We start from the raw sequence: 17146 nt of genomic DNA, 5'->3' as shown, positions 1-17146 counted from the left end.
CCTCACCACATGCGGTAGACGAGCGACACGCCCAGGAAGGTGCTGTTGGTGTTCGGGTTCCCCACCGTCGTGCCGTCGACGTAGGTGAAGTTCGTCCACGTCCAGTCGTTCGTCTTGAAGCGGTCGTAGATCAGGTCGAAGCGCAGCGTCAGGTTCTTCTGCAGCGTGTAGTTGCTGTAGAAGCGCAGGGTCGTGCGCTGGCTGTGGATGTCGGGCAGCAGGGCCTCCGGCGGCACGATGGCCTCGACGCCGTGGACGTTGGTGTCGCGCCCCCATTGCACGTCGGCCCCGAGTTCCAGCTTGCTCATGGGCTGGCCGCGCACGCCCAGGCCGTAGGCCAGGCCCTTGTTGCGCAGGTGCGCCTTCCAGTTCTGGGCCGGGATCAGCGTGCCGTTGGCGCTGGTCTGCGTGGACTGGTCGATCTTGTTGTCGTCGTACGACGCGAAGCCGTACAGCTGCCAGGCATCGGAGAGCGTGTAGTTGGCGTCGAGCGCGAGGGCGGTGGCCTTGCCGGTCTCCGGCCCCAGGGTACGGGTGTCGTAATCGTCCTTGGCGAAGTCGAGCAGCGTCTGCACCTGCAGCGCCGGCAACGGCAGCCAGTCGAGGCTCAGGCGCATCTTGCTTCGCTTGCGGTCCGCGAAGTGCACGGGGTCCACGAGGTCGTTCGCGACGTTGTTGTTGGCCGGCAGGAAGTCGGAGCCGCCGCGGTTGGCGAACGAAAGCGTCAGCGCGCCGTTGAGGGTTTCTGAGATGCTGCGGCGCGCCTCGAACCTCAGGGTGGTCTCGTCGTTCTCCTCGCGCCAGCTGGCCTGCCGCACCGGCAGGGTCGAACGCTTGCGCTTTTCCCAGTCGAGGCCGCCGATCAGCTTGATGCCGCTCGGCAGCAGGTACGCGGCCTCGCCCTTGGCCGACGTGGTGGTGCGCGAGAAGGGCGTGTTGAAGCCGTCGCGCCCGGCCGAGGGGGTCAGGAACTGGACCCGGGGCGTCTTGTCGTCCCGGTCCTCGTAGCGGATGTTCGCCAGCAGCGTGAGCTCGCGGCTCGCCCGCGACGTGATGCCGGCCTGCAGTTGCGTGACGTCCATGCGGCCGTTGAGGCTCGTCTGCGTGTTGCCGGGGAAGTCGGGCGCGGTGAAGAAGGTCTCGTTCTGCCGCATCCGGGTGTAGGCGGCCTTGAAGTTGGCCCGCGTGGCGGGCGAGAAGTTGTAGCCGCCGTTCAGGAACAGCTGGTGGGAGTCGTTGCTGGGGGGCAGCGCGATGTCGACGCCGGTGTTGACGTCCAGAACCTTGTTCTTGTTGTTGAACAGCGTGCCGTAGTAGCCGCCCAGGAGCTGGTACTTCTCGGTCTGGTAGCCGAGCGTGGCTTCCAGCTGCTGCGTGCGGTAGTCGATGGGATCGGTGAGGAAGTCCCCGGTGCCGCGCCCGAACATGCGCGCGCCGGTCTTGGTCTCGTGCGTGTAGCGCACCTTGAAGCCCAGGGCGGGCGACAGCTCCTTGTCGAAACCGAGGCCGAAGCGGTCGCGCCGGGTGTCGAGGAAGACGTTGCGCGGCGCCGTGCCGTTGATCGTCTGGGCGGGGTCGCCGATGCCGGTGAGGCCGGTGTTGGGGATGAGCGGTTCGTTGCGCGGGATCTGGCTGAAGTCGATGAAGCCGCGCCAGTTGCCCTGCCGCTCGTACTCGCCGCGCAGTTCGCGGTTGTCGAGCCCGAGGTTGCGCGCGGACGCGCGGTACCAGGTGCCCGTCTCGTCGACGCGCCGGTTGTAGTCCAGGTCCAGCAGAAGGTAGCCCTTCTGGTCGCTCAACCCGTTGTACTGGCCGCCGCGCCGGTCGTCGTCGGTGAGGTAGCCGAGCCCGACCCGCCCGGACGACTCGGGTTTGCTCAGTTGCTTGATTTCGTCTTCGTCGGCGATGGCGGGCGTTCCGGCGGCGAGCAGTGCGACCCCCGCCAGGAGACGGCCGGTCGCGGAGCGGACGGGCTTCGTGTTCCTCATTTTTCAGCTCCCTTGGCTAGCGTCGCAGCGACCGGGACTCGGCGTTGTTGGTCGGATTGCTGCCGCCGTGGATCTGCGTGTGGCAGTTCAGGCAGGCGCGCCCCTGGGTGATGCCGCGCGTGCCGGCGTTCGTCCCCAGGCCGTTCAGCAGCCCCGGCACGTTGCCGCGGTGGCTGGTCGGCTCGTGGCACTGCTGGCACAGGAAGGGCGGCCGCGTCTTCAGCAGGTTGGCGATGCTGCTGCCGTGCGGGTTGTGGCAGATGGTGCAGTCGTCCGTCACCGGCTGGTGGTTGAAGATGAAGGGCCCGCGCTTCTCCATGTGGCACGTGTAGCAGGTGTCGACCACGGTGTCGCGCACCAGCAGCTTCACGCCGGCGGTGCCGTGCGGGTTGTGGCAGTCCGAGCAGCCCACCTTGCCCTCGGTGATCGGGTGGTGCGACATCCGCGTGATCTGGGCCCGCTGCTCCTTGTGGCACATGAAGCAGACCTCCGACTGCGTGACCCGGTCGCGCACGCGGTCGTGCTGCACGTGGACCTGGTGGCAGTTGCTGCAGGCGACGTCGCGCGTCTCGTGCATGCTGCCCTGCCAGTGGATGCGCTTGTCGCCCTGGTGGCACTTCAGGCAGGGCGCATTGAGCGTCTGGGCGGGCAGGATCATGCGCTTGCTGACCACGGGGGCCAGGTTCTCGGCCGCGAAGTTCTTCACCCGCGCCGAGGGCAGCCCGCGCAGCGGCCCGTCGAAGACGATGTCCGGCTTCGGCCGCTCCTTCTGGCCTTCCGCCTTCTGGTTCTTCACGTGCCGCGTGCTCTCGCCGTGGCAACTGGTGCAGGTCGGGGTGCGGGCGTCGGCCACGGTGCCGTGGCGCGTCTTGCCGATGCCGAAGACCGGGTAGGCCTCGGATTCGTCGTGGCACTCGGTGCAGACGGCGTCGCCCTTGAGCACGACGTCGTCGGCCGCGAGCCCGGGCGGCGAAGCGAGGAGCAGGGCGATGAACCCGAGGCAGGACAACAACCGCTGGCGTATCTCTGTCACGACATCACCTTTCTGCGATCTGCGAAAGGCCGTCGCACGCTTGCTGCGGCTGGCCCAATCCCCGTGCGGCGCATCCTCGTTTGGGGGGTTTGGCTCTGCCATTGGACGTAGGTCCAATTGCATGGAAAGGTTCCCCATAGCTTCTAGAGGTCTTCCCCTAGACGCACCGTGGGAAAAAATCGGTCAAAATCGCACGACCGTTCGTTTTATTTTCCCCGGATCCTCCACCATGCCCGTCACCGACCTGCCCCTGAAGCCCGCCCGTGCGCGCGAGGGCAAGGCCTTGCAGAAGGGCCAGCAGACCAAGGCGGCCATCGTCGACGCCGCCCTCGGCCTCGCCACCCAGATCGGCCTGGAAGGCCTGTCCATCGGCGCCCTGGCCGAAGTCACCCAGATGAGCAAGTCGGGCGTGTTCGCCCACTTCGGCTCGCGCGAGGAACTGCAGATCTCGGTGGTCCGCGAATACCACGCCCGCTTCGAGCAGGAGGTGTTCTTCCCGGCCATGCACGAGGCGCGCGGGCTGCCGCGCCTGCGCGCCATGTTCGCCAACTGGATGAAGCGCACCTCGATCGAGATCGACTCCGGCTGCATCTACATCAGCGGCGCCGTCGAATTCGACGACCGCCCCGGCCCCGTGCGCGACGCCCTGGCGTCCTCCGTGCAGACCTGGCACGCCGCCATGCTGCGGGCCATCGCCCAGGCCAAGGAAGAGGGCCACGTGGACGCCGCCACCGACGACGAGCAGATGCTCTTCGAGATCCACGCCCTGATCCTCGCGCTGCACTACGAGGCGCGCTTCCTCAAGATCCCCGACTCGATCGCCCATGCCAACAAGGGCTTCGAGAACATCCTGCAGCGCTACGGCGCCCCGCCGCGGCCCGCCCTCAAGTCCGTTTCCAGAACCCCTCGCCCGACCCGGAACGCCAAGGAGTAAAGAAGAGATGCCCAGCTACACCCCGCCTTTGCGCGACATGCAGTTCGTGATCCACGAAGTGTTCAACCTGGCGGAGGAACTCAAGCCCTGTCCGCGCCATGCCGACCTCGACGCCGACACCATCAACGCGGTGCTGGAGGAAGGCGGCAAGTTCGCGGCCGAAGTCACCCTCCCGTTGAACCGCATCGGCGACGAACAGGGCTGCACGCTCGACCCGAAGACGCACGAGGTCGCCACCCCCGAGGGCTTCAAGGAGGCTTACGCGAAGTACGTGGAAGGCGGCTGGCCCTCCCTGTCCTGCGACCCGGACTTCGGCGGCCAGGGCCTGCCCTTCGCGCTGAACCAGTGCCTGTACGAGATGCTGAACAGCGCCAACCAGGCCTGGACCATGTACCCCGGGCTGTCGCACGGCGCCTACGAGGCGCTGCACGCGCACGGAACCCCCGAGCAGAAGAAGCTGTACCTGACCAAGCTGGTGAGCGGCGAGTGGACCGGCACCATGTGCCTCACCGAGCCGCACTGCGGCACCGACCTCGGGCTGCTGCGCACCAAGGCCGAACCGCAGGCCGACGGCAGCTACCGGCTGACCGGCGCCAAGATCTTCATCTCGGCGGGCGAGCACGACATGGCGCCCAACATCGTCCACCTGGTGCTGGCGCGACTGCCGGACGCGCCGGCGGGCAGCAAGGGCATCTCGCTGTTCGTGGTGCCGAAGTACCACGTGAAGGCCGACGGTTCCATCGGCGAGCGCAACGGCATCCATTGCACGGGCCTGGAGCACAAGATGGGCATCCACGGCAACGCCACCGCGCAGCTGGTGCTGGAAGACGCCGTCGGCACACTGGTGGGCGAGCCGAACAAGGGCCTGCCCGCCATGTTCGTGATGATGAACGCGGCGCGCCTGGGGGTGGGCAACCAGTCGCTGGGCCTCACCGAAGTGGCGTTCCAGAACGCGCTGGCCTATGCCAAGGAGCGCATCCAGATGCGCTCCCTGAGCGGCCCCAAGGCCAAGGACCAGCCGGCCGACCCGATCATCGTGCACCCGGACGTGCGCAAGATGCTGCTCACCGCGAAGGCCTATGCCGAAGGCGGCCGCGCGCTGGCGGTCTTCTGCACCATGTTGCTGGACAAGGAGCTGTACCACCCCGACGCCAAGGTGCGCGCCGAATCCGGCGAGCTGGTGGCGCTGCTCACGCCCATCGTCAAGGCCTTCCTCACCGACAACGGCCACGTCGCCACCAACGCCTGCCTGCAGGTGTTCGGCGGCCACGGCTACATCGAGGAGCACGGCATGTCGCAGTTCGCGCGCGACAACCGCATCAACATGATCTACGAGGGCACGAACACCGTGCAGTCGCTGGACCTGCTGGGGCGCAAGGTGCTGTCCAACAACGGCGCCACGCTGAAGAAGTTCGGCAAGCTGGTGGCGCGGCTGGTGGAGGAAGAGGGCGTCAACGAGAAGATGGCCGAGTTCATCAACCCGATCGCCTACCTGGGCGACCAGATGACCAAGTTCACCACCGAGATCGGCTTCAAGGGCTACCAGAACCCCGACGAGGTCGGCGCCGCCGCCACCGACTACCTGCGCGTCCTGGGCCACCTCGCGTTCGGCTACTTCTGGGCCCGCATGGCGCAGGTGGCGCTCAGGCAGATCGACGCCGGCAACGCCGACCCGTTCTACCAGGCCAAGCTGCAGACCGCGCGCTTCTACTTCGCGCGCCTGTTCCCCGAGACGGCCACGCTGATGCGCACGGCGCGTTCCGGCGCGAAGGTGCTGCTCGACACGGACGCGGCGCTGGCATGATGCGCTCCCTCGTCTTCCTCGGTGCCGCGTTCGCGCTGTCCGGCGCGTTCGCGCAGATGACGCCCGTCGGCCTGTGGCGCAGCATCGACGACAAGACCGGCGAGGCGAAGGCGGAGATCCGCATCGTCGACAACGGCGGCGTGCTCACGGGGCGCATCGAGAAGTCGCTCAAGAAGGACGGCAAGCCGACCTGCGAGGAGTGCAGGGACGAGCGCAAGGGCCAGGCCATCAACGGACTGGAGATCATCCGCGGCGCGAAGAAGGCGGAAGGCCAGGACGCCTGGGAGAACGGGAAGATCCTGGACCCCGAGAACGGCAAGGAATACACGCTGCGCATGGCGCCCGTCGAAGGCGGGCAGAAGCTGCAGGTGCGCGGCTACATCGGGCCGTTCTTCCGCACGCAGACCTGGGTGCGGGTGCAGTGAAACAACAAGGAGTTGCCGTGTACAAGGAACACGACGGAACCGGCGTCGGCGGCAGGGCCGCGTCGGAAGAAGGCAAGGCCAGGGCGGCGCAGCGCTTCCTGGTGCGCAAGGTCGCCGTGCTCGGCGCCGGCGTCATGGGCGCGCAGATCGCGGCGCACCTCGTCAACGTGAAGGTGCCCGTGGTGCTGTTCGACCTGCCCGCCAGGGAAGGCCCGAAGAACGGCATCGTCACGAAGTCGGTGGAAGGGCTGAAGAAGCTCAAGCCCTCGCCGCTGGGCGTGCCCGAGGACGCCGCGCTGATCCAGCAGGCCAACTACGAGGAGCACCTGGCGCTGCTGGGCGAATGCGACCTCGTGATCGAGGCCATCGCCGAGCGCATGGACTGGAAGCTGGACCTGTACCGGAAGATCGCGCCGCACGTCGCGCCGCACGCGATCGTGGCCTCGAACACCTCGGGGCTGTCGATCACGAAACTGTCGGAGGCGCTGCCGGAGGCGATCCAGCCGCGCTTCTGCGGCATCCACTTCTTCAATCCGCCGCGGTACATGTACCTGGTGGAACTGATCGCCACGCCGACGACCAGCCCGCAGATCCTGGACGACCTCGAGAGCTTCGTCACCAGCGGTCTCGGCAAGGGCGTGGTGCGGGCCAAGGACACGCCCAACTTCATCGCCAACCGGGTCGGCATCGCCGGCATGCTGGGCACGATGCGCGAGGTGGAGAACTTCGGCCTCACCTTCGACGTGGTGGACGACCTGACCGGCAAGAAGCTTGGGCGGGCCTCCAGCGGCACCTTCCGCACCGCGGACGTGGTGGGGCTGGACACGATGGCGCACGTGATCAAGACGCTGCAGGACACGCTGTCGGCCGAGACCGACCCGTTCTACGGCAGCTTCGGCACGCCCGAAGTGCTGCGGGCGCTGCTGGAGAAGGGCCACCTGGGGCAGAAGACCCGGGCCGGCTTCTACAAGAAGGTCGGCCGCGACATCCTGCGCTTCGACCTGGCCCGCAACGACTACGTCCCGGGCGGCGAGAAGGCCGACGAGGTCTACGGCCGCATGCTGAAGAAGCCGGCGGCGGAGCGCCTGAAGCTGCTGCGCAATGCCAGCGGCGCGCAGGGCCGCTTCCTGTGGTCCATCCTGCGCAACAGCTTCCACTATGCGGCCGTGCACCTGGCCACCATCGCCGAGACCGCGCGCGACGTGGACCAGGCGATGCGCTGGGGCTTCGGCATGAAGCAGGGCCCCTTCGAGCTGTGGCAGGAGGCGGGCTGGCTGCAGGTGGCGCAGTGGATCCAGGAAGACATCGCCGCCGGCAAGGCGCTGTCGGATGCGCCGCTGCCAAGCTGGGTGTTCGAAGGGCCGGTCGCCGAGGCGGGTGGCGTGCACACGGCGCAAGGCTCGTTCAATCCGACGACGGGCCGCTTCGAGCCGCGCCGCGTGCTGCCCGTGCACGGCCGGCAGCTGTTCCCGGAACTGCTGCGCGGCGAGGCCGGGCCGCGCTTCGAGACCGCCGGCACGACGGTGCACGAGGACAAGAACCTGCGCCTCTGGACGCTCGACCACGAGGTGCTGATCGTCAGCCTGAAGACCAAGATGCACACCATCAGCCCCGAGGTGTGCGAAGGGCTGCAGCAGGCGATCGAGGCGGCCGAGAAGGAGTACCAGGGGCTGGTGATCTGGTCCGGCGACGAGCCTTTCAGCGCGGGCGCGGACCTCGAGTCCACGCTGCCCGCCTTCGTGGCGGTGGGCGTGGCGGCGATCGAGGATGCCGAGGGCTTCATGCAGCAGACCATGCTGCGCCTGCGCTATGCGAGCGTGCCGGTGGTGGCCGCCATCCGCGGGCTGGCGCTCGGCGGCGGCTGCGAACTGGGCCTGTATTCGAGCCGGCGCGTGGCAGCGATGGAGAGCTACATCGGCCTCGTCGAGGTGGGCGTGGGGCTGGTGCCGGGGGCCGGCGGCCTGACCTACATCGCGCGGCGCGCGGCGGAGAACGCGGCCACGAGCACCGACAAGGACCTGCTGAAGTTCCTCACCGAGGGCTTCACCGCGGCAGCGATGGCGAAGGTGGGCACCAGCGCCATCGAGTCGCGCAAGCTGGGTTACCTGCTGGACAGCGACGTCGTCGTGCCGAACAAGGACGAGCTCCTGTACGTGGCGCTGCAGCAGGCGAAGTCGCTGTACGACGCGGGCTACCGTCCGCCGCACCGGCGCATGTTCCCGGTGGCGGGCCGCAGCGCGAAGGCCACCATCCAGGGCCAGCTCGTGAACCTGCGCGACGGCGGCTTCGCCAGCCGGCACGACTTCCACATCGCTTCCCTGATCGCCGACGTGGTGACGGGCGGCGACGTGGACGCGAACACGCTGGTGACCGAGGACTACCTGATGGCGCTGGAACGCAAGGCCTTCTGCGCGCTGGTGCAGCACCCGAAGACGCAGGAGCGGATCCTGGGGATGCTGAGCACGGGCAAGCCGGTGCGGAACTGAAGGAGCAGGACAGGATGAAAGAACAGCCATGACCCGACAAATCCAGGACGCCTACATCGTCGCCGCCACCCGCTCCCCCATCGGGCGCTCCCATCGCGGCTTCTTCCGCAACACGCGGCCCGACGATCTGCTTGCCGCGGTGCTGAAGTCCGCGCTGGCGCAGGTTCCCGGGCTCGACCCGCAGGCCGTCGAAGACGTGATCTGCGGCTGCGCCATCCCCGAAGGGGCGCAAGGCCTCAACGTCGCGCGCGTGGCCACCGTGCTCGCGGGACTGCCCAAGAGCGTCGGCGGCATCACGGTCAACCGCTTCTGCGCCTCCGGCCTCTCCGCCGTGCAGATGGCCGCCGACCGCATCCGCGTCGGCGAGGCCGACGTGATGATCGCCGCCGGCACCGAGAGCATGAGCCTGGTGCCGATGATGGGCAACTCGCCCTCGCTGTCGCCCTCCATCTTCGCCAACCCCGACGATCTCGAGTCCTATGGCATCGCCTACGGCATGGGCCTCACCGCCGAAAAGGTGGCGCGCCAGTGGAAGGTGTCCCGCGAGGCGCAGGACGAGTTCGCGTACCGCTCGCACATGAAGGCCATCGCCGCGATGCAGGCCGGCGAGTTCGCCGACGAGATCACGGAGATCGAAGTGGCCGAGCGCTCCCTCGACCTCGAGTCGGCGGAAGTGGACGTCCGCACGCGCAAGGTGAGCCTCGACGAAGGCGCCCGGCCCGACACCACGGTCGAAACCCTGGGCAAGCTCAGGCCCGTGTTCGCCGCCCGTGGCAGCGTGACGGCCGGCAACAGCTCGCAGACGTCCGACGGCGCCGGCGCACTGATCCTCGCCAGCGAGGCCGCAGTCAAACGCTTCGGCCTGCAGCCGCTCGCCCGCTTCGTCAGCTTCGCCAGCCGCGGCGTGCCGCCCCACATCATGGGCATCGGCCCGATCGAGGCGATCCCGGCCGCGCTCAAGTCCGCCGGCCTGAAGCAGGACGCCCTCGACTGGATCGAGCTGAACGAAGCCTTCGCCGCGCAGTCGCTGGCCGTGATCGACACCCTGGGGCTCGACCCCGCCAAGGTCAACCCGATGGGTGGCGCGATCGCCCTCGGCCATCCGCTGGGCGCGACCGGCGCGATCCGCGCCGCCACCGTCGTGCACGCGCTGCGCCGCAGGAACCTGAAATACGGCATGGTGACCATGTGCGTCGGCATGGGGCAGGGCGCCGCGGGCATCTTCGAGCGCGTCTGAGGGGATGCACGCCTTCGCATGACGGTCTACTATCACGTCGACGCGGCGCAGTTCGCGGCCACGGGATCGGGCCACCTGCTGCTGCAGGCGCGCGGCCAGGGCTTCGGCGGCGGCTATTTCGACCACGGCGGCCAGCCGTGGGACGAAGGCGGCAGCTTCCTGGCCACCACGCACCAAGTCGTCTACTGCAAGGAGTGAGCCGCATGGCTGCAGACTCGAGCCGCCCCGTCGCGCTGGTGGTGGGCGCCGGCGACGCCACTGGCGGCGCCATCGCGCGCCGCTTCGCCCGCGGGGGCTACGCCGTCTGCGCCACGCGCCGCAACGTGGAGAAGCTGCAGCCGCTGCTGGACCGGATCCGGGCCGAGGGCGGCGAGGCCCACGGCTTCGCCTCCGATGCCCGCAAGGAGGACGAGGTCGCGGCCCTCTACGAGGACATCGAGGCGCGCATCGGGCCCATCGAGGTCCTGGTCTTCAACATCGGCGCCAACGTGGCCTCCAGCATCCTGGAGGAGACGGCGCGCAGGTACTTCAAGGTCTGGGAGATGGCCTGCTTCGCCGGCTTCCTCAACGGCCGCCAGGCGGCGCGCTGCATGGCCCCGCGCGGCAAGGGCACGATCCTGTTCACCGGCGCGACGGCCTCGCTGCGGGGCTCCGCCAGCTTCGCCGCCTTCGCGGGGGCGAAGCACGCGCTGCGGGCGCTGGCGCAGAGCATGGCGCGCGAGCTCGGCCCGCGCGGCATCCACGTCGCGCACGTCGTCATCGACGGCGCGATCGACACCGAATTCATCCGCGGGAATTTTCCCGAGCGCTATGCGCTGAAGGACCAGGATGGCATCCTGAACCCCGAGCACATCGCCGAGAGCTACTGGATGCTGCACACGCAGCCGCGCGACGCCTGGACCCACGAGCTGGACCTGCGGCCGTGGATCGAGAAGTTCTGAGCAAGGAGACCTGCCATGACCCGAGCCGTCGAATTCTTCTTCGATGTCGGCAGCCCCGCCACCTACCTCGCCTGGACCCAGCTGCCCGGGATCGTGCGGCAGGCCGGCGCCGAGATCGAGTACCGGCCGATCCTGCTGGGCGGCGTGTTCCAGGCCACCGGCAACCGTTCGCCGATGGAGGTGCCGGCCAAGGGCCAGTACATGCAGGACGACCTGCAGCGCTACGCCCGGCGCTACGGCGTGCCGTTCAAGCACAATCCGTTCTTCCCGGTGAACACGCTGGCGCTGATGCGCATGGTGCTGGGCCTGCAGCTGCGCGAGCCGCAGCGCATGGTTGCCTTCGTCGACGCGGTGCTCCGCGCGATGTGGGTCGACGGCCGCAACATGGGCGATCCGGCCGTCGTCGGCGCGGTGCTGCGCGAAGCCGGCTTCGATCCGGAGCAGATGCTGGCGCTGGCCAACGACCCCGCGATCAAGGACGACCTGAAGGTCGCGACCCAGGAGGCGGTGCAGCGCGGCGTGTTCGGCGCGCCGACCTTCTTCGTCGGCGGCGAGATGTTCTGGGGCCAGGACCGGCTCGATTTCGTGAAAGAAGCCTTGCAATGACGATGAACGACGAAGTGCTGGTGCACGCCGAAGGCGGGGTGATGACCCTCACCCTCAACCGCCTCGCGCGCAAGAACTCCCTGACCGGCGCGATGTACGCCGCGCTCGCCGACGCGATCGCGCGGGCCCAGGAGGACGCCTCCGTGCGGGTGGTGCTGGTGCAGGGGCACGAGACGGTGTTCTGCGCCGGCAACGACATCGGCGACTTCCTGAACCAGCCGCCCTCGGGCGAGGATTCGCCGGTGTTCCGCTTCCTGCGCGGCATCGCGGGCCTGGGCAAGCCCCTGGTCGCGGCCGTGTGCGGGCCGGCCGTGGGCATCGGCACCACGATGCTGTTCCACTGCGACCTGGTGTACGCGGGCGACAACGCGGCGTTCTCGCTGCCCTTCGTGAACCTGGGCCTGTGCCCCGAGGCGGCTTCGAGCCTGCTGGCGCCGCAGCTCCTCGGCTACCACCGCGCGGCCGAGGCGCTGCTGCTCGGCGAGCCCTTCATGGCCGAAGCGGCGCTGGAAGTGGGCCTGGTGAACCGCGTGCTGCCGCCGACCGAGGCGAATGGCTACGCGCAGGCGCAGGCGCGCAAGCTGGCCGCCAAGCCGCTCGCGAGCCTGGTCGAGACCAAGCGCCTGATGAAGAAGGGGCAGCAGCAGGCGGTGCTGCAGCAGATGGCGGACGAAGGCGAGAGCTTCCGCCGCATGCTGGTGGCGCCGGCGGCGAAGGAGGCCTTCACGGCCTTCATGGAAAAGCGCAAGCCGGATTTCTCGAAGCTCTGACGCGGTAATCCGCGGGCGCCCCGTGGCCGCCGCTCCCGCGGAGGCGGGGGCGACGATGCACGCACGAAGGAGGCGCGAACGCATGGACCTCAAGGACAAGACCCTCTTCATCACCGGCGCCTCGCGCGGCATCGGCCTGGCGATCGCGAAGCGCGCGGCGGCCGACGGCGCCAACGTCGTCATCGCCGCCAAGACCGCCGAGCCCGATCCCCGGCTTCCAGGCACCATCTACAGCGCGGCCGAGGAGATCCGTGCGGCGGGCGGCCAGGCGCTGCCGCTGCAGGTGGACATCCGCGACGAGGCTGCCGTGCTGGACGCCGTCGAGCGCGCCGTGGTCACCTTCGGCGGCATCGACATCCTGGTCAACAACGCCAGCGCGATCAGCCTCACCGACACCGAGCACACGCCGCTCAAGCGCTACGACCTCATGAACGGGATCAACGCGCGCGGCACCTGGCTCTGCACCCAGGCCTGCCTGCCGGCGCTGAAGAAGTCGGCCGCCGCCGGGCGCAACCCGCACGTGCTCAGCATGTCGCCGCCGCTGTCGATGAAGACCCGCTGGTTCGAGCATCACACCGCCTACACCATGGCCAAGTACGGCATGAGCATGTGCACGCTCGGCCATGCGGGGGAATTCCGCAAGTACGGCATCGCGGTCAACAGCCTGTGGCCGCGCACGGCCATCGCCACGGCGGCGCTGCAGATGATCCCCGGCGTCGACATCGGCGCCTGCCGCAAGCCCGAGATCCTGGCCGATGCCGCGTACCTGGTCCTGACCTCGGACGTGCGGGACGAGCGCAACAGCGGCAACTTCTACATCGACGACGAACTGCTCGCGGCGCACGGGCACACGGACCTCGACCGCTATTCGGTGACGCCCGGCACCACGCGCTTCGTGCCCGACTTCTTCGTCGACTGACGCCCTCCGTCCGGGTCCGGACCCAGGGGGGCACCGCCCCGCGCGCTCTGGGTGCTCGGGGCGGGGCGCATGCTCGCGCGGGCGCGGGCGTGACGGGACGCCCCGTCACGCGGATGGCGGGAAATCCTTATGATCCCCCGCATGGCCTACATGCTCCTCATCGTCGAAGACCCGGCCCAGCGCGGCACGCGCACGCGCGCCGAGGGCGAGGCGGTGTTCCAGCGCATGCGCGATTTCGCCGAGACGCTGAAGCGGCAGGACAAGCTGCTCGCGGTCGAATCGCTGGCCTCGCAGCAGAAGGCCGCGCGCGTGCGGGTGCGCGGCGGCCAGGCGCAGGTGCTCGACGGCCCGTTCGCGGAAGCGAAGGAAATGGTCGGCGGCTTCTTCCTGCTCGATTGCGACAGCCAGGAAGAGGCCCTCGCCATCGCCCGCCGCTGCCCGGCCGCCGAATGGGCGACCGTGGAGGTGCGGGAGACGGCGCCCTGCTACCTCTGACGCCTTACTTGGGCGCCTTGGTGCGCAGCTGCGCGATGTAGCGCAGTTCGGCCTGTGCCGTGCGGTCGGCCGGATCGAGCTTCACGCACTCGTTGTACAGCTTCTCGGCGCCGTCCAGGTCCTTCTTCTCCACCATCACGAATGCCTGGCCGCGCAGGGCGCGGGCCAGTTCGCGGTTGCGCACGGTGCCGGGCGAGAACTCGCGGGCGTCGCTCTCGGCCCGCTTGAACTCCTTGATGGCCTCTTCCCACGCCTTGTTCTTCAGCAGCAGCTGGCCCAGCTCCGCGCGGTAGGCGGCGTTGTGCGGAGCGAGCGCCACCGCGGCCTCGATGGCCGCCTTGGCCTCGGGCATGCGCTTCATCTCGGTCAGGATGAAGCTCTTCAGGTAGTACGCATCGCCCCAGGTGGACGGATAGATGCCGGCTTCGGTGGCCTCCTTGCCGGGGCTGGGTGCGCGCCCGACCTCGTTGAGGTAGGCCTGGCTCTCGACCGGGCCGCGCGAGGCGAACACCTGGCGCTTGCCGCGGCGATAGCGGTCCTCATACGATTGGGCGACGGCGTCGGCCAGCACCAGCGCTTCCTGCAGCTTGCCGCCGCGCATCAGGCGCGAGACTTCGTCCAGTTCCGCCGTGTTCTCGGTCTGGCGCGGCGCGGGCGGCGGCGAGGCCGAAGCCGCCTGCGCGGGGGGCGTGGCCTGCGCCAGCGCGACGTTCAACGCGCAGGCCAGGACACCGGGGACGAGCAAACGAACGCTAACCATGATCAAACTTCCTCCTCGTGACAAATTGTGACTCGCGCATGGCCGAGTTGTGGAGGCACTTTGGTGCCATCTGGGGTTTTTCCCGATCGGTGGGCGTCGAAAGTGTCGCGATCCACACGTCGTGGGGAAGAGGCCGCAGCCGGCCTTGCCACCAAGGAACCGACCATGCGATTCATGATCCTCGTCAAGGCCACCCCCGACAGCGAGGCCGGCCGCTTCCCCGAGGACAGCGACAAGCTGTTCCAGGCCATGGCCGCATACCACGAGGAGCTCTCGCGCGCCGGCGCGCTGCTGGATGCGTCCGGGCTGCAACCGAGCGCCAGGGGCTGGCGGGTGCAGTACGACGGCGGCAGGCGCACGGTCGTCGACGGGCCGTTCACCGAAAGCAAGGAACTCGTCGCCGGGTACACCCTGATCCAGACCCGCACCCGCGACGAGGCCGTCGAGTGGTCGCGCCGCTTCCCCAACCCGGTGGGGGAGGGCATCGCGTGCCACATCGAGGTGCGCCAGCTGTACGAACTGGAAGACTTCGAAGGCCTGCTGCAGGAGCAGACCGCCGGACGCTTCCGCGACATCGGAATCCGTTGAAGGAGCACGCCATGGCCCGCCAGATCTTCGTCAACCTGCCGATCCGGGACATGGAGCGCTCCCGGGCCTTCTTCGGCGCGCTCGGCTTCTCCTTCAACCCGCAGTTCAGCAACGAACAGGGCGCCTGCATGGTGGTCTCCGAGACCATCTACGTGATGCTGCTGGTCGAGTCCTTCTTCCAGACCTTCACCGCCAAGCGGATCGCCGACGCCCGCGAGGCCACCGAGGTGCTGGTCTGCCTGTCGTGCGACAGCCGCGCCGAGGTCGACGCGCTCGTGCAGAAGGCCCGCGCCGCGGGGGGCACCGTGCCCCGCACGCCGCAGGATCACGGTTTCATGTACGCCCATGGCTTCGAGGACCCGGACGGCCACGTCTGGGAGCTGGTGTGGATGGACCCGAACGCGGCGCCGCCGCACGGGGGCTGAACCGGTGCACTCGGCCACGCACCAGGCGATCGCCGCCGTGTGGCGGATCGACGCGGCGCGCATCGTCGCCGTCGTGGCCCGGATGGTGCGCGACGTGGGCGTGGCCGAGGAACTGGCGCAGGACGCGCTGGTCGCGGCGCTGGAGCACTGGCCGCGCGACGGCATCCCGGACAACCCGGCGGCCTGGCTGATGACCGCGGCGAAGCACCGGGCCCTCGACCACCTGCGGCACGCGAAGATGCAGGACGCGAAGCTGCAGGAGGTGGGCCTGGACCTGGAAGCGCAGGAGGCGCTGGTCGTGCCCGACTTCGTGGACGCCCTGGACGCGGCGCGGCAGGACGACATCGGCGACGACCTGCTGCGCCTGGTCTTCACCGCCTGCCACCCGGTGCTGCCGGCCGAGGCGCGGGTGGCGCTCACGCTGCGGCTGCTGGGCGGGCTCACCACCCACGAGATCGCCCGCGCCTACCTGGTGCCCGAGGCCACGATCGCCCAGCGCATCGTGCGCGCCAAGCGCACGCTCGCCAACGCCAGGGTGCCCTACGAAGTGCCGCGCGGCGCGGAGCTGGCGCCGCGGCTCGCCTCGGTGCTCGAGGTGGTGTACCTGGTGTTCAACGAGGGCTACACCGCGACCGCCGGTGCCGACTGGATGCGGCCGGAACTGGCGCAGGAGGCGCTGCGGCTGGGCCGCATGCTGGCCGGCATCGCACCCCGCGAAGCGGAGGTGCACGGCCTGCTGGCGCTCATGGAACTGCAGGCCTCGCGCATGGCGGCGCGCACCGACGCGCAGGGCCGGCCCATCCTGCTGGCCGACCAGGACCGGCGACGCTGGGATCCCCTGTTGATCCACCGCGGCCTGGCGGCGCTGGAGCGCGCCGGCGCGCTGGGCGGCGCGCGCGGCCCCTACGCGCTGCAGGCCGCCATCGCCGCCTGCCATGCGCGCGCCCCCTCCAGCGCGGAGACGGACTGGCCGCGCATCGCGGCGCTGTACGGAACCCTGGCCGAAGTCGCGCCCTCGCCGGTGGTGGAACTCAATCGCGCCGTCGCCATCGCCCAGGCTGGCGGGCTGACGGAGGCGCTCGCGATCGTGGAGCGCCTGCGCGCGGACGCGGCCCTGCGCCGCTACCAGTGGCTGCCGGGCGTGCATGGCGACCTGCTGGAGAAGCTGGGCCGGCACGAGGAAGCCCGCGCGGCCTTCCTCGAAGCCGCGGCGCTGGCGGGCAATGCGCGCGAGCGGGAGCTGATGGAGCAGCGGGCGCGGGCGTTGCCCGCCCGGCCGGGTGCGCCCGCCGTCAATGCAGCTTCGCATTGAGTGGCTTCACGACGGCTTCGACGTCGAGGTCGTCGAGCTCACCCTTCCTGTCCTTGAAGACCAGGGTCAGCCGCAGCTTCTGGCCCGGCTGCAGGGTGTCCTTCAGGTCCAGCAGCATCACGTGGTAGCCGCCCGGCTTGAGGTCGACCGGCTTGGCCGCGGGCAGGGCAATGCCTTTCACCGCGCGCATCCGCATGACCATCTGGTCGTCCAACGCCATCTCGTGGATCTCGACCACGCCCGCCGCCGGCGAGCGTGCGCCCACCAGGGTGAGCTCCTCCGAGGCGGTCAGCTTCATGAACGCGCCGCTGGTCTTCTGGCCCGGGACGGTGGCGCGCACCCAGGCGTCCTCCACCGTCACGTCTGCGAGGGCGGAGCCGGCGGCCAGCAGGCCCGCCAGCGCGAGGAACGAGGCCTTCATGG

At 69.3% G+C, this 17146-nt stretch carries 18 protein-coding genes; 14 read left to right on the top strand and 4 right to left on the bottom strand.

Annotated elements, in window-relative coordinates:
• Positions 1-2: 2 nt before the first annotated feature.
• Together JJ685_RS07815 and JJ685_RS07810 are read right to left on the bottom strand one after the other, a co-directional pair.
• Entirely contained in the window at positions 3-1988 is a 1986-nt protein-coding gene (locus tag JJ685_RS07815; RefSeq protein WP_201673609.1) for an MtrB/PioB family decaheme-associated outer membrane protein, read from the bottom strand.
• Between the two features lie 16 nt (positions 1989-2004).
• The gene (locus JJ685_RS07810) at positions 2005-3021 is read right to left on the bottom strand and encodes a DmsE family decaheme c-type cytochrome (RefSeq protein ID WP_201673608.1); all 1017 of its coding nucleotides are present in this window, start codon (positions 3019-3021) and stop codon (positions 2005-2007) included.
• Between the two features lie 229 nt (positions 3022-3250).
• Here JJ685_RS07810 and JJ685_RS07805 point away from each other — a divergent pair, with 229 nt between their 5' ends.
• From JJ685_RS07805 to JJ685_RS07755, 11 genes are all read left to right on the top strand, one after another.
• A complete protein-coding gene (locus JJ685_RS07805; RefSeq protein WP_201673607.1) occupies positions 3251-3955 on the top strand; it encodes a TetR/AcrR family transcriptional regulator in 705 nt (234 codons plus the stop codon).
• Between the two features lie 7 nt (positions 3956-3962).
• The gene (locus JJ685_RS07800; RefSeq protein WP_201673606.1) at positions 3963-5759 is read left to right on the top strand and encodes an acyl-CoA dehydrogenase C-terminal domain-containing protein; all 1797 of its coding nucleotides are present in this window, start codon (positions 3963-3965) and stop codon (positions 5757-5759) included.
• Positions 5756-6184: a DUF2147 domain-containing protein gene (locus JJ685_RS07795; RefSeq protein ID WP_201673605.1), complete on the top strand. Its 429-nt coding sequence runs from the start codon at positions 5756-5758 to the stop codon at positions 6182-6184. Before JJ685_RS07800 ends, JJ685_RS07795 begins: the two co-directional genes overlap by 4 nt.
• Before the next feature lie 101 nt (positions 6185-6285).
• Positions 6286-8670, top strand: a complete 2385-nt coding sequence (locus JJ685_RS07790) for a 3-hydroxyacyl-CoA dehydrogenase/enoyl-CoA hydratase family protein (protein ID WP_201673731.1) — start codon at positions 6286-6288, stop codon at positions 8668-8670.
• Positions 8671-8698: 28 nt separating this feature from the next.
• Positions 8699-9907 carry an acetyl-CoA C-acyltransferase gene (locus tag JJ685_RS07785; RefSeq protein ID WP_201673604.1) on the top strand — a complete coding sequence of 403 codons (1209 nt, stop codon included), beginning with the start codon at positions 8699-8701 and terminating at the stop codon, positions 9905-9907.
• 18 nt (positions 9908-9925) lie between these two features.
• Complete coding sequence (locus JJ685_RS07780) at positions 9926-10105, top strand: hypothetical protein (protein WP_201673603.1); 180 nt, start codon at positions 9926-9928, stop codon at positions 10103-10105.
• 5 nt (positions 10106-10110) lie between these two features.
• Complete coding sequence (locus tag JJ685_RS07775; RefSeq protein WP_201673602.1) at positions 10111-10848, top strand: SDR family oxidoreductase; 738 nt, start codon at positions 10111-10113, stop codon at positions 10846-10848.
• A gap of 15 nt (positions 10849-10863) precedes the next feature.
• A complete protein-coding gene (locus JJ685_RS07770) occupies positions 10864-11454 on the top strand; it encodes a 2-hydroxychromene-2-carboxylate isomerase (RefSeq protein WP_201673601.1) in 591 nt (196 codons plus the stop codon).
• 2 nt (positions 11455-11456) lie between these two features.
• Positions 11457-12224, top strand: coding sequence for an enoyl-CoA hydratase (locus JJ685_RS07765; protein ID WP_201673730.1), 768 nt, complete (start codon positions 11457-11459; stop codon positions 12222-12224).
• Positions 12225-12306: 82 nt separating this feature from the next.
• Positions 12307-13143: an SDR family oxidoreductase gene (locus tag JJ685_RS07760; RefSeq protein ID WP_201673600.1), complete on the top strand. Its 837-nt coding sequence runs from the start codon at positions 12307-12309 to the stop codon at positions 13141-13143.
• Between the two features lie 141 nt (positions 13144-13284).
• Positions 13285-13638 carry a YciI family protein gene (locus tag JJ685_RS07755; RefSeq protein ID WP_201673599.1) on the top strand — a complete coding sequence of 118 codons (354 nt, stop codon included), beginning with the start codon at positions 13285-13287 and terminating at the stop codon, positions 13636-13638.
• A gap of 4 nt (positions 13639-13642) precedes the next feature.
• Here the strand turns inward: JJ685_RS07755 and JJ685_RS07750 are convergent, their stop codons facing one another.
• Positions 13643-14398 (bottom strand): tetratricopeptide repeat protein, encoded by a 756-nt coding sequence (locus JJ685_RS07750; protein WP_201673598.1) that lies wholly within the window; start codon positions 14396-14398, stop codon positions 13643-13645.
• A 165-nt stretch (positions 14399-14563) separates the two neighbouring features.
• On the opposite strand from JJ685_RS07750, the gene JJ685_RS07745 reads away from it, so the two are divergent.
• The 3 genes from JJ685_RS07745 to JJ685_RS07735 are packed head-to-tail and all read left to right on the top strand — an operon-like array spanning position 14564 to position 16723.
• Entirely contained in the window at positions 14564-14986 is a 423-nt protein-coding gene (locus tag JJ685_RS07745; protein WP_201673597.1) for a YciI family protein, read from the top strand.
• Positions 14987-14997: 11 nt separating this feature from the next.
• Positions 14998-15411, top strand: coding sequence for a VOC family protein (locus JJ685_RS07740; RefSeq protein WP_201673596.1), 414 nt, complete (start codon positions 14998-15000; stop codon positions 15409-15411).
• A 4-nt stretch (positions 15412-15415) separates the two neighbouring features.
• Entirely contained in the window at positions 15416-16723 is a 1308-nt protein-coding gene (locus JJ685_RS07735; RefSeq protein ID WP_330901715.1) for an RNA polymerase sigma factor, read from the top strand.
• On the opposite strand, the gene JJ685_RS07730 is transcribed toward JJ685_RS07735, so the two are convergent.
• Positions 16704-17144, bottom strand: coding sequence for a copper chaperone PCu(A)C (locus JJ685_RS07730; RefSeq protein ID WP_201673594.1), 441 nt, complete (start codon positions 17142-17144; stop codon positions 16704-16706). The two genes, JJ685_RS07735 and JJ685_RS07730, sit on opposite strands and share 20 nt — an antisense overlap.
• Positions 17145-17146 lie beyond the last annotated feature (2 nt).

It is taken from the genome of Ramlibacter monticola (assembly GCF_016722785.1).
Classification (GTDB): domain Bacteria; phylum Pseudomonadota; class Gammaproteobacteria; order Burkholderiales; family Burkholderiaceae_C; genus Ramlibacter; species Ramlibacter monticola.
The sequence above is the reverse complement of the archived record's forward strand: the minus strand, read 5'-3'. Positions and strand labels throughout refer to the sequence as shown.

What these genes read in the sequence shown, in the direction of transcription:
- JJ685_RS07815 (WP_201673609.1), bottom strand. Translation starts at nt 1,988, where the DNA reads ATGAGGAACACGAAGCCCGTCCGCTCCGCGACCGGCCGTCTCCTGGCG.
- JJ685_RS07805 (WP_201673607.1), top strand. Translation starts at nt 3,251, where the DNA reads ATGCCCGTCACCGACCTGCCCCTGAAGCCCGCCCGTGCGCGCGAGGGC.
- JJ685_RS07800 (WP_201673606.1), top strand. Translation starts at nt 3,963, where the DNA reads ATGCCCAGCTACACCCCGCCTTTGCGCGACATGCAGTTCGTGATCCAC.
- JJ685_RS07795 (WP_201673605.1), top strand. Translation starts at nt 5,756, where the DNA reads ATGATGCGCTCCCTCGTCTTCCTCGGTGCCGCGTTCGCGCTGTCCGGC.
- JJ685_RS07785 (WP_201673604.1), top strand. Translation starts at nt 8,699, where the DNA reads ATGACCCGACAAATCCAGGACGCCTACATCGTCGCCGCCACCCGCTCC.
- JJ685_RS07780 (WP_201673603.1), top strand. Translation starts at nt 9,926, where the DNA reads ATGACGGTCTACTATCACGTCGACGCGGCGCAGTTCGCGGCCACGGGA.
- JJ685_RS07775 (WP_201673602.1), top strand. Translation starts at nt 10,111, where the DNA reads ATGGCTGCAGACTCGAGCCGCCCCGTCGCGCTGGTGGTGGGCGCCGGC.
- JJ685_RS07770 (WP_201673601.1), top strand. Translation starts at nt 10,864, where the DNA reads ATGACCCGAGCCGTCGAATTCTTCTTCGATGTCGGCAGCCCCGCCACC.
- JJ685_RS07765 (WP_201673730.1), top strand. Translation starts at nt 11,457, where the DNA reads ATGAACGACGAAGTGCTGGTGCACGCCGAAGGCGGGGTGATGACCCTC.
- JJ685_RS07760 (WP_201673600.1), top strand. Translation starts at nt 12,307, where the DNA reads ATGGACCTCAAGGACAAGACCCTCTTCATCACCGGCGCCTCGCGCGGC.
- JJ685_RS07755 (WP_201673599.1), top strand. Translation starts at nt 13,285, where the DNA reads ATGGCCTACATGCTCCTCATCGTCGAAGACCCGGCCCAGCGCGGCACG.
- JJ685_RS07750 (WP_201673598.1), bottom strand. Translation starts at nt 14,398, where the DNA reads ATGGTTAGCGTTCGTTTGCTCGTCCCCGGTGTCCTGGCCTGCGCGTTG.
- JJ685_RS07745 (WP_201673597.1), top strand. Translation starts at nt 14,564, where the DNA reads ATGCGATTCATGATCCTCGTCAAGGCCACCCCCGACAGCGAGGCCGGC.
- JJ685_RS07740 (WP_201673596.1), top strand. Translation starts at nt 14,998, where the DNA reads ATGGCCCGCCAGATCTTCGTCAACCTGCCGATCCGGGACATGGAGCGC.
- JJ685_RS07730 (WP_201673594.1), bottom strand. Translation starts at nt 17,144, where the DNA reads ATGAAGGCCTCGTTCCTCGCGCTGGCGGGCCTGCTGGCCGCCGGCTCC.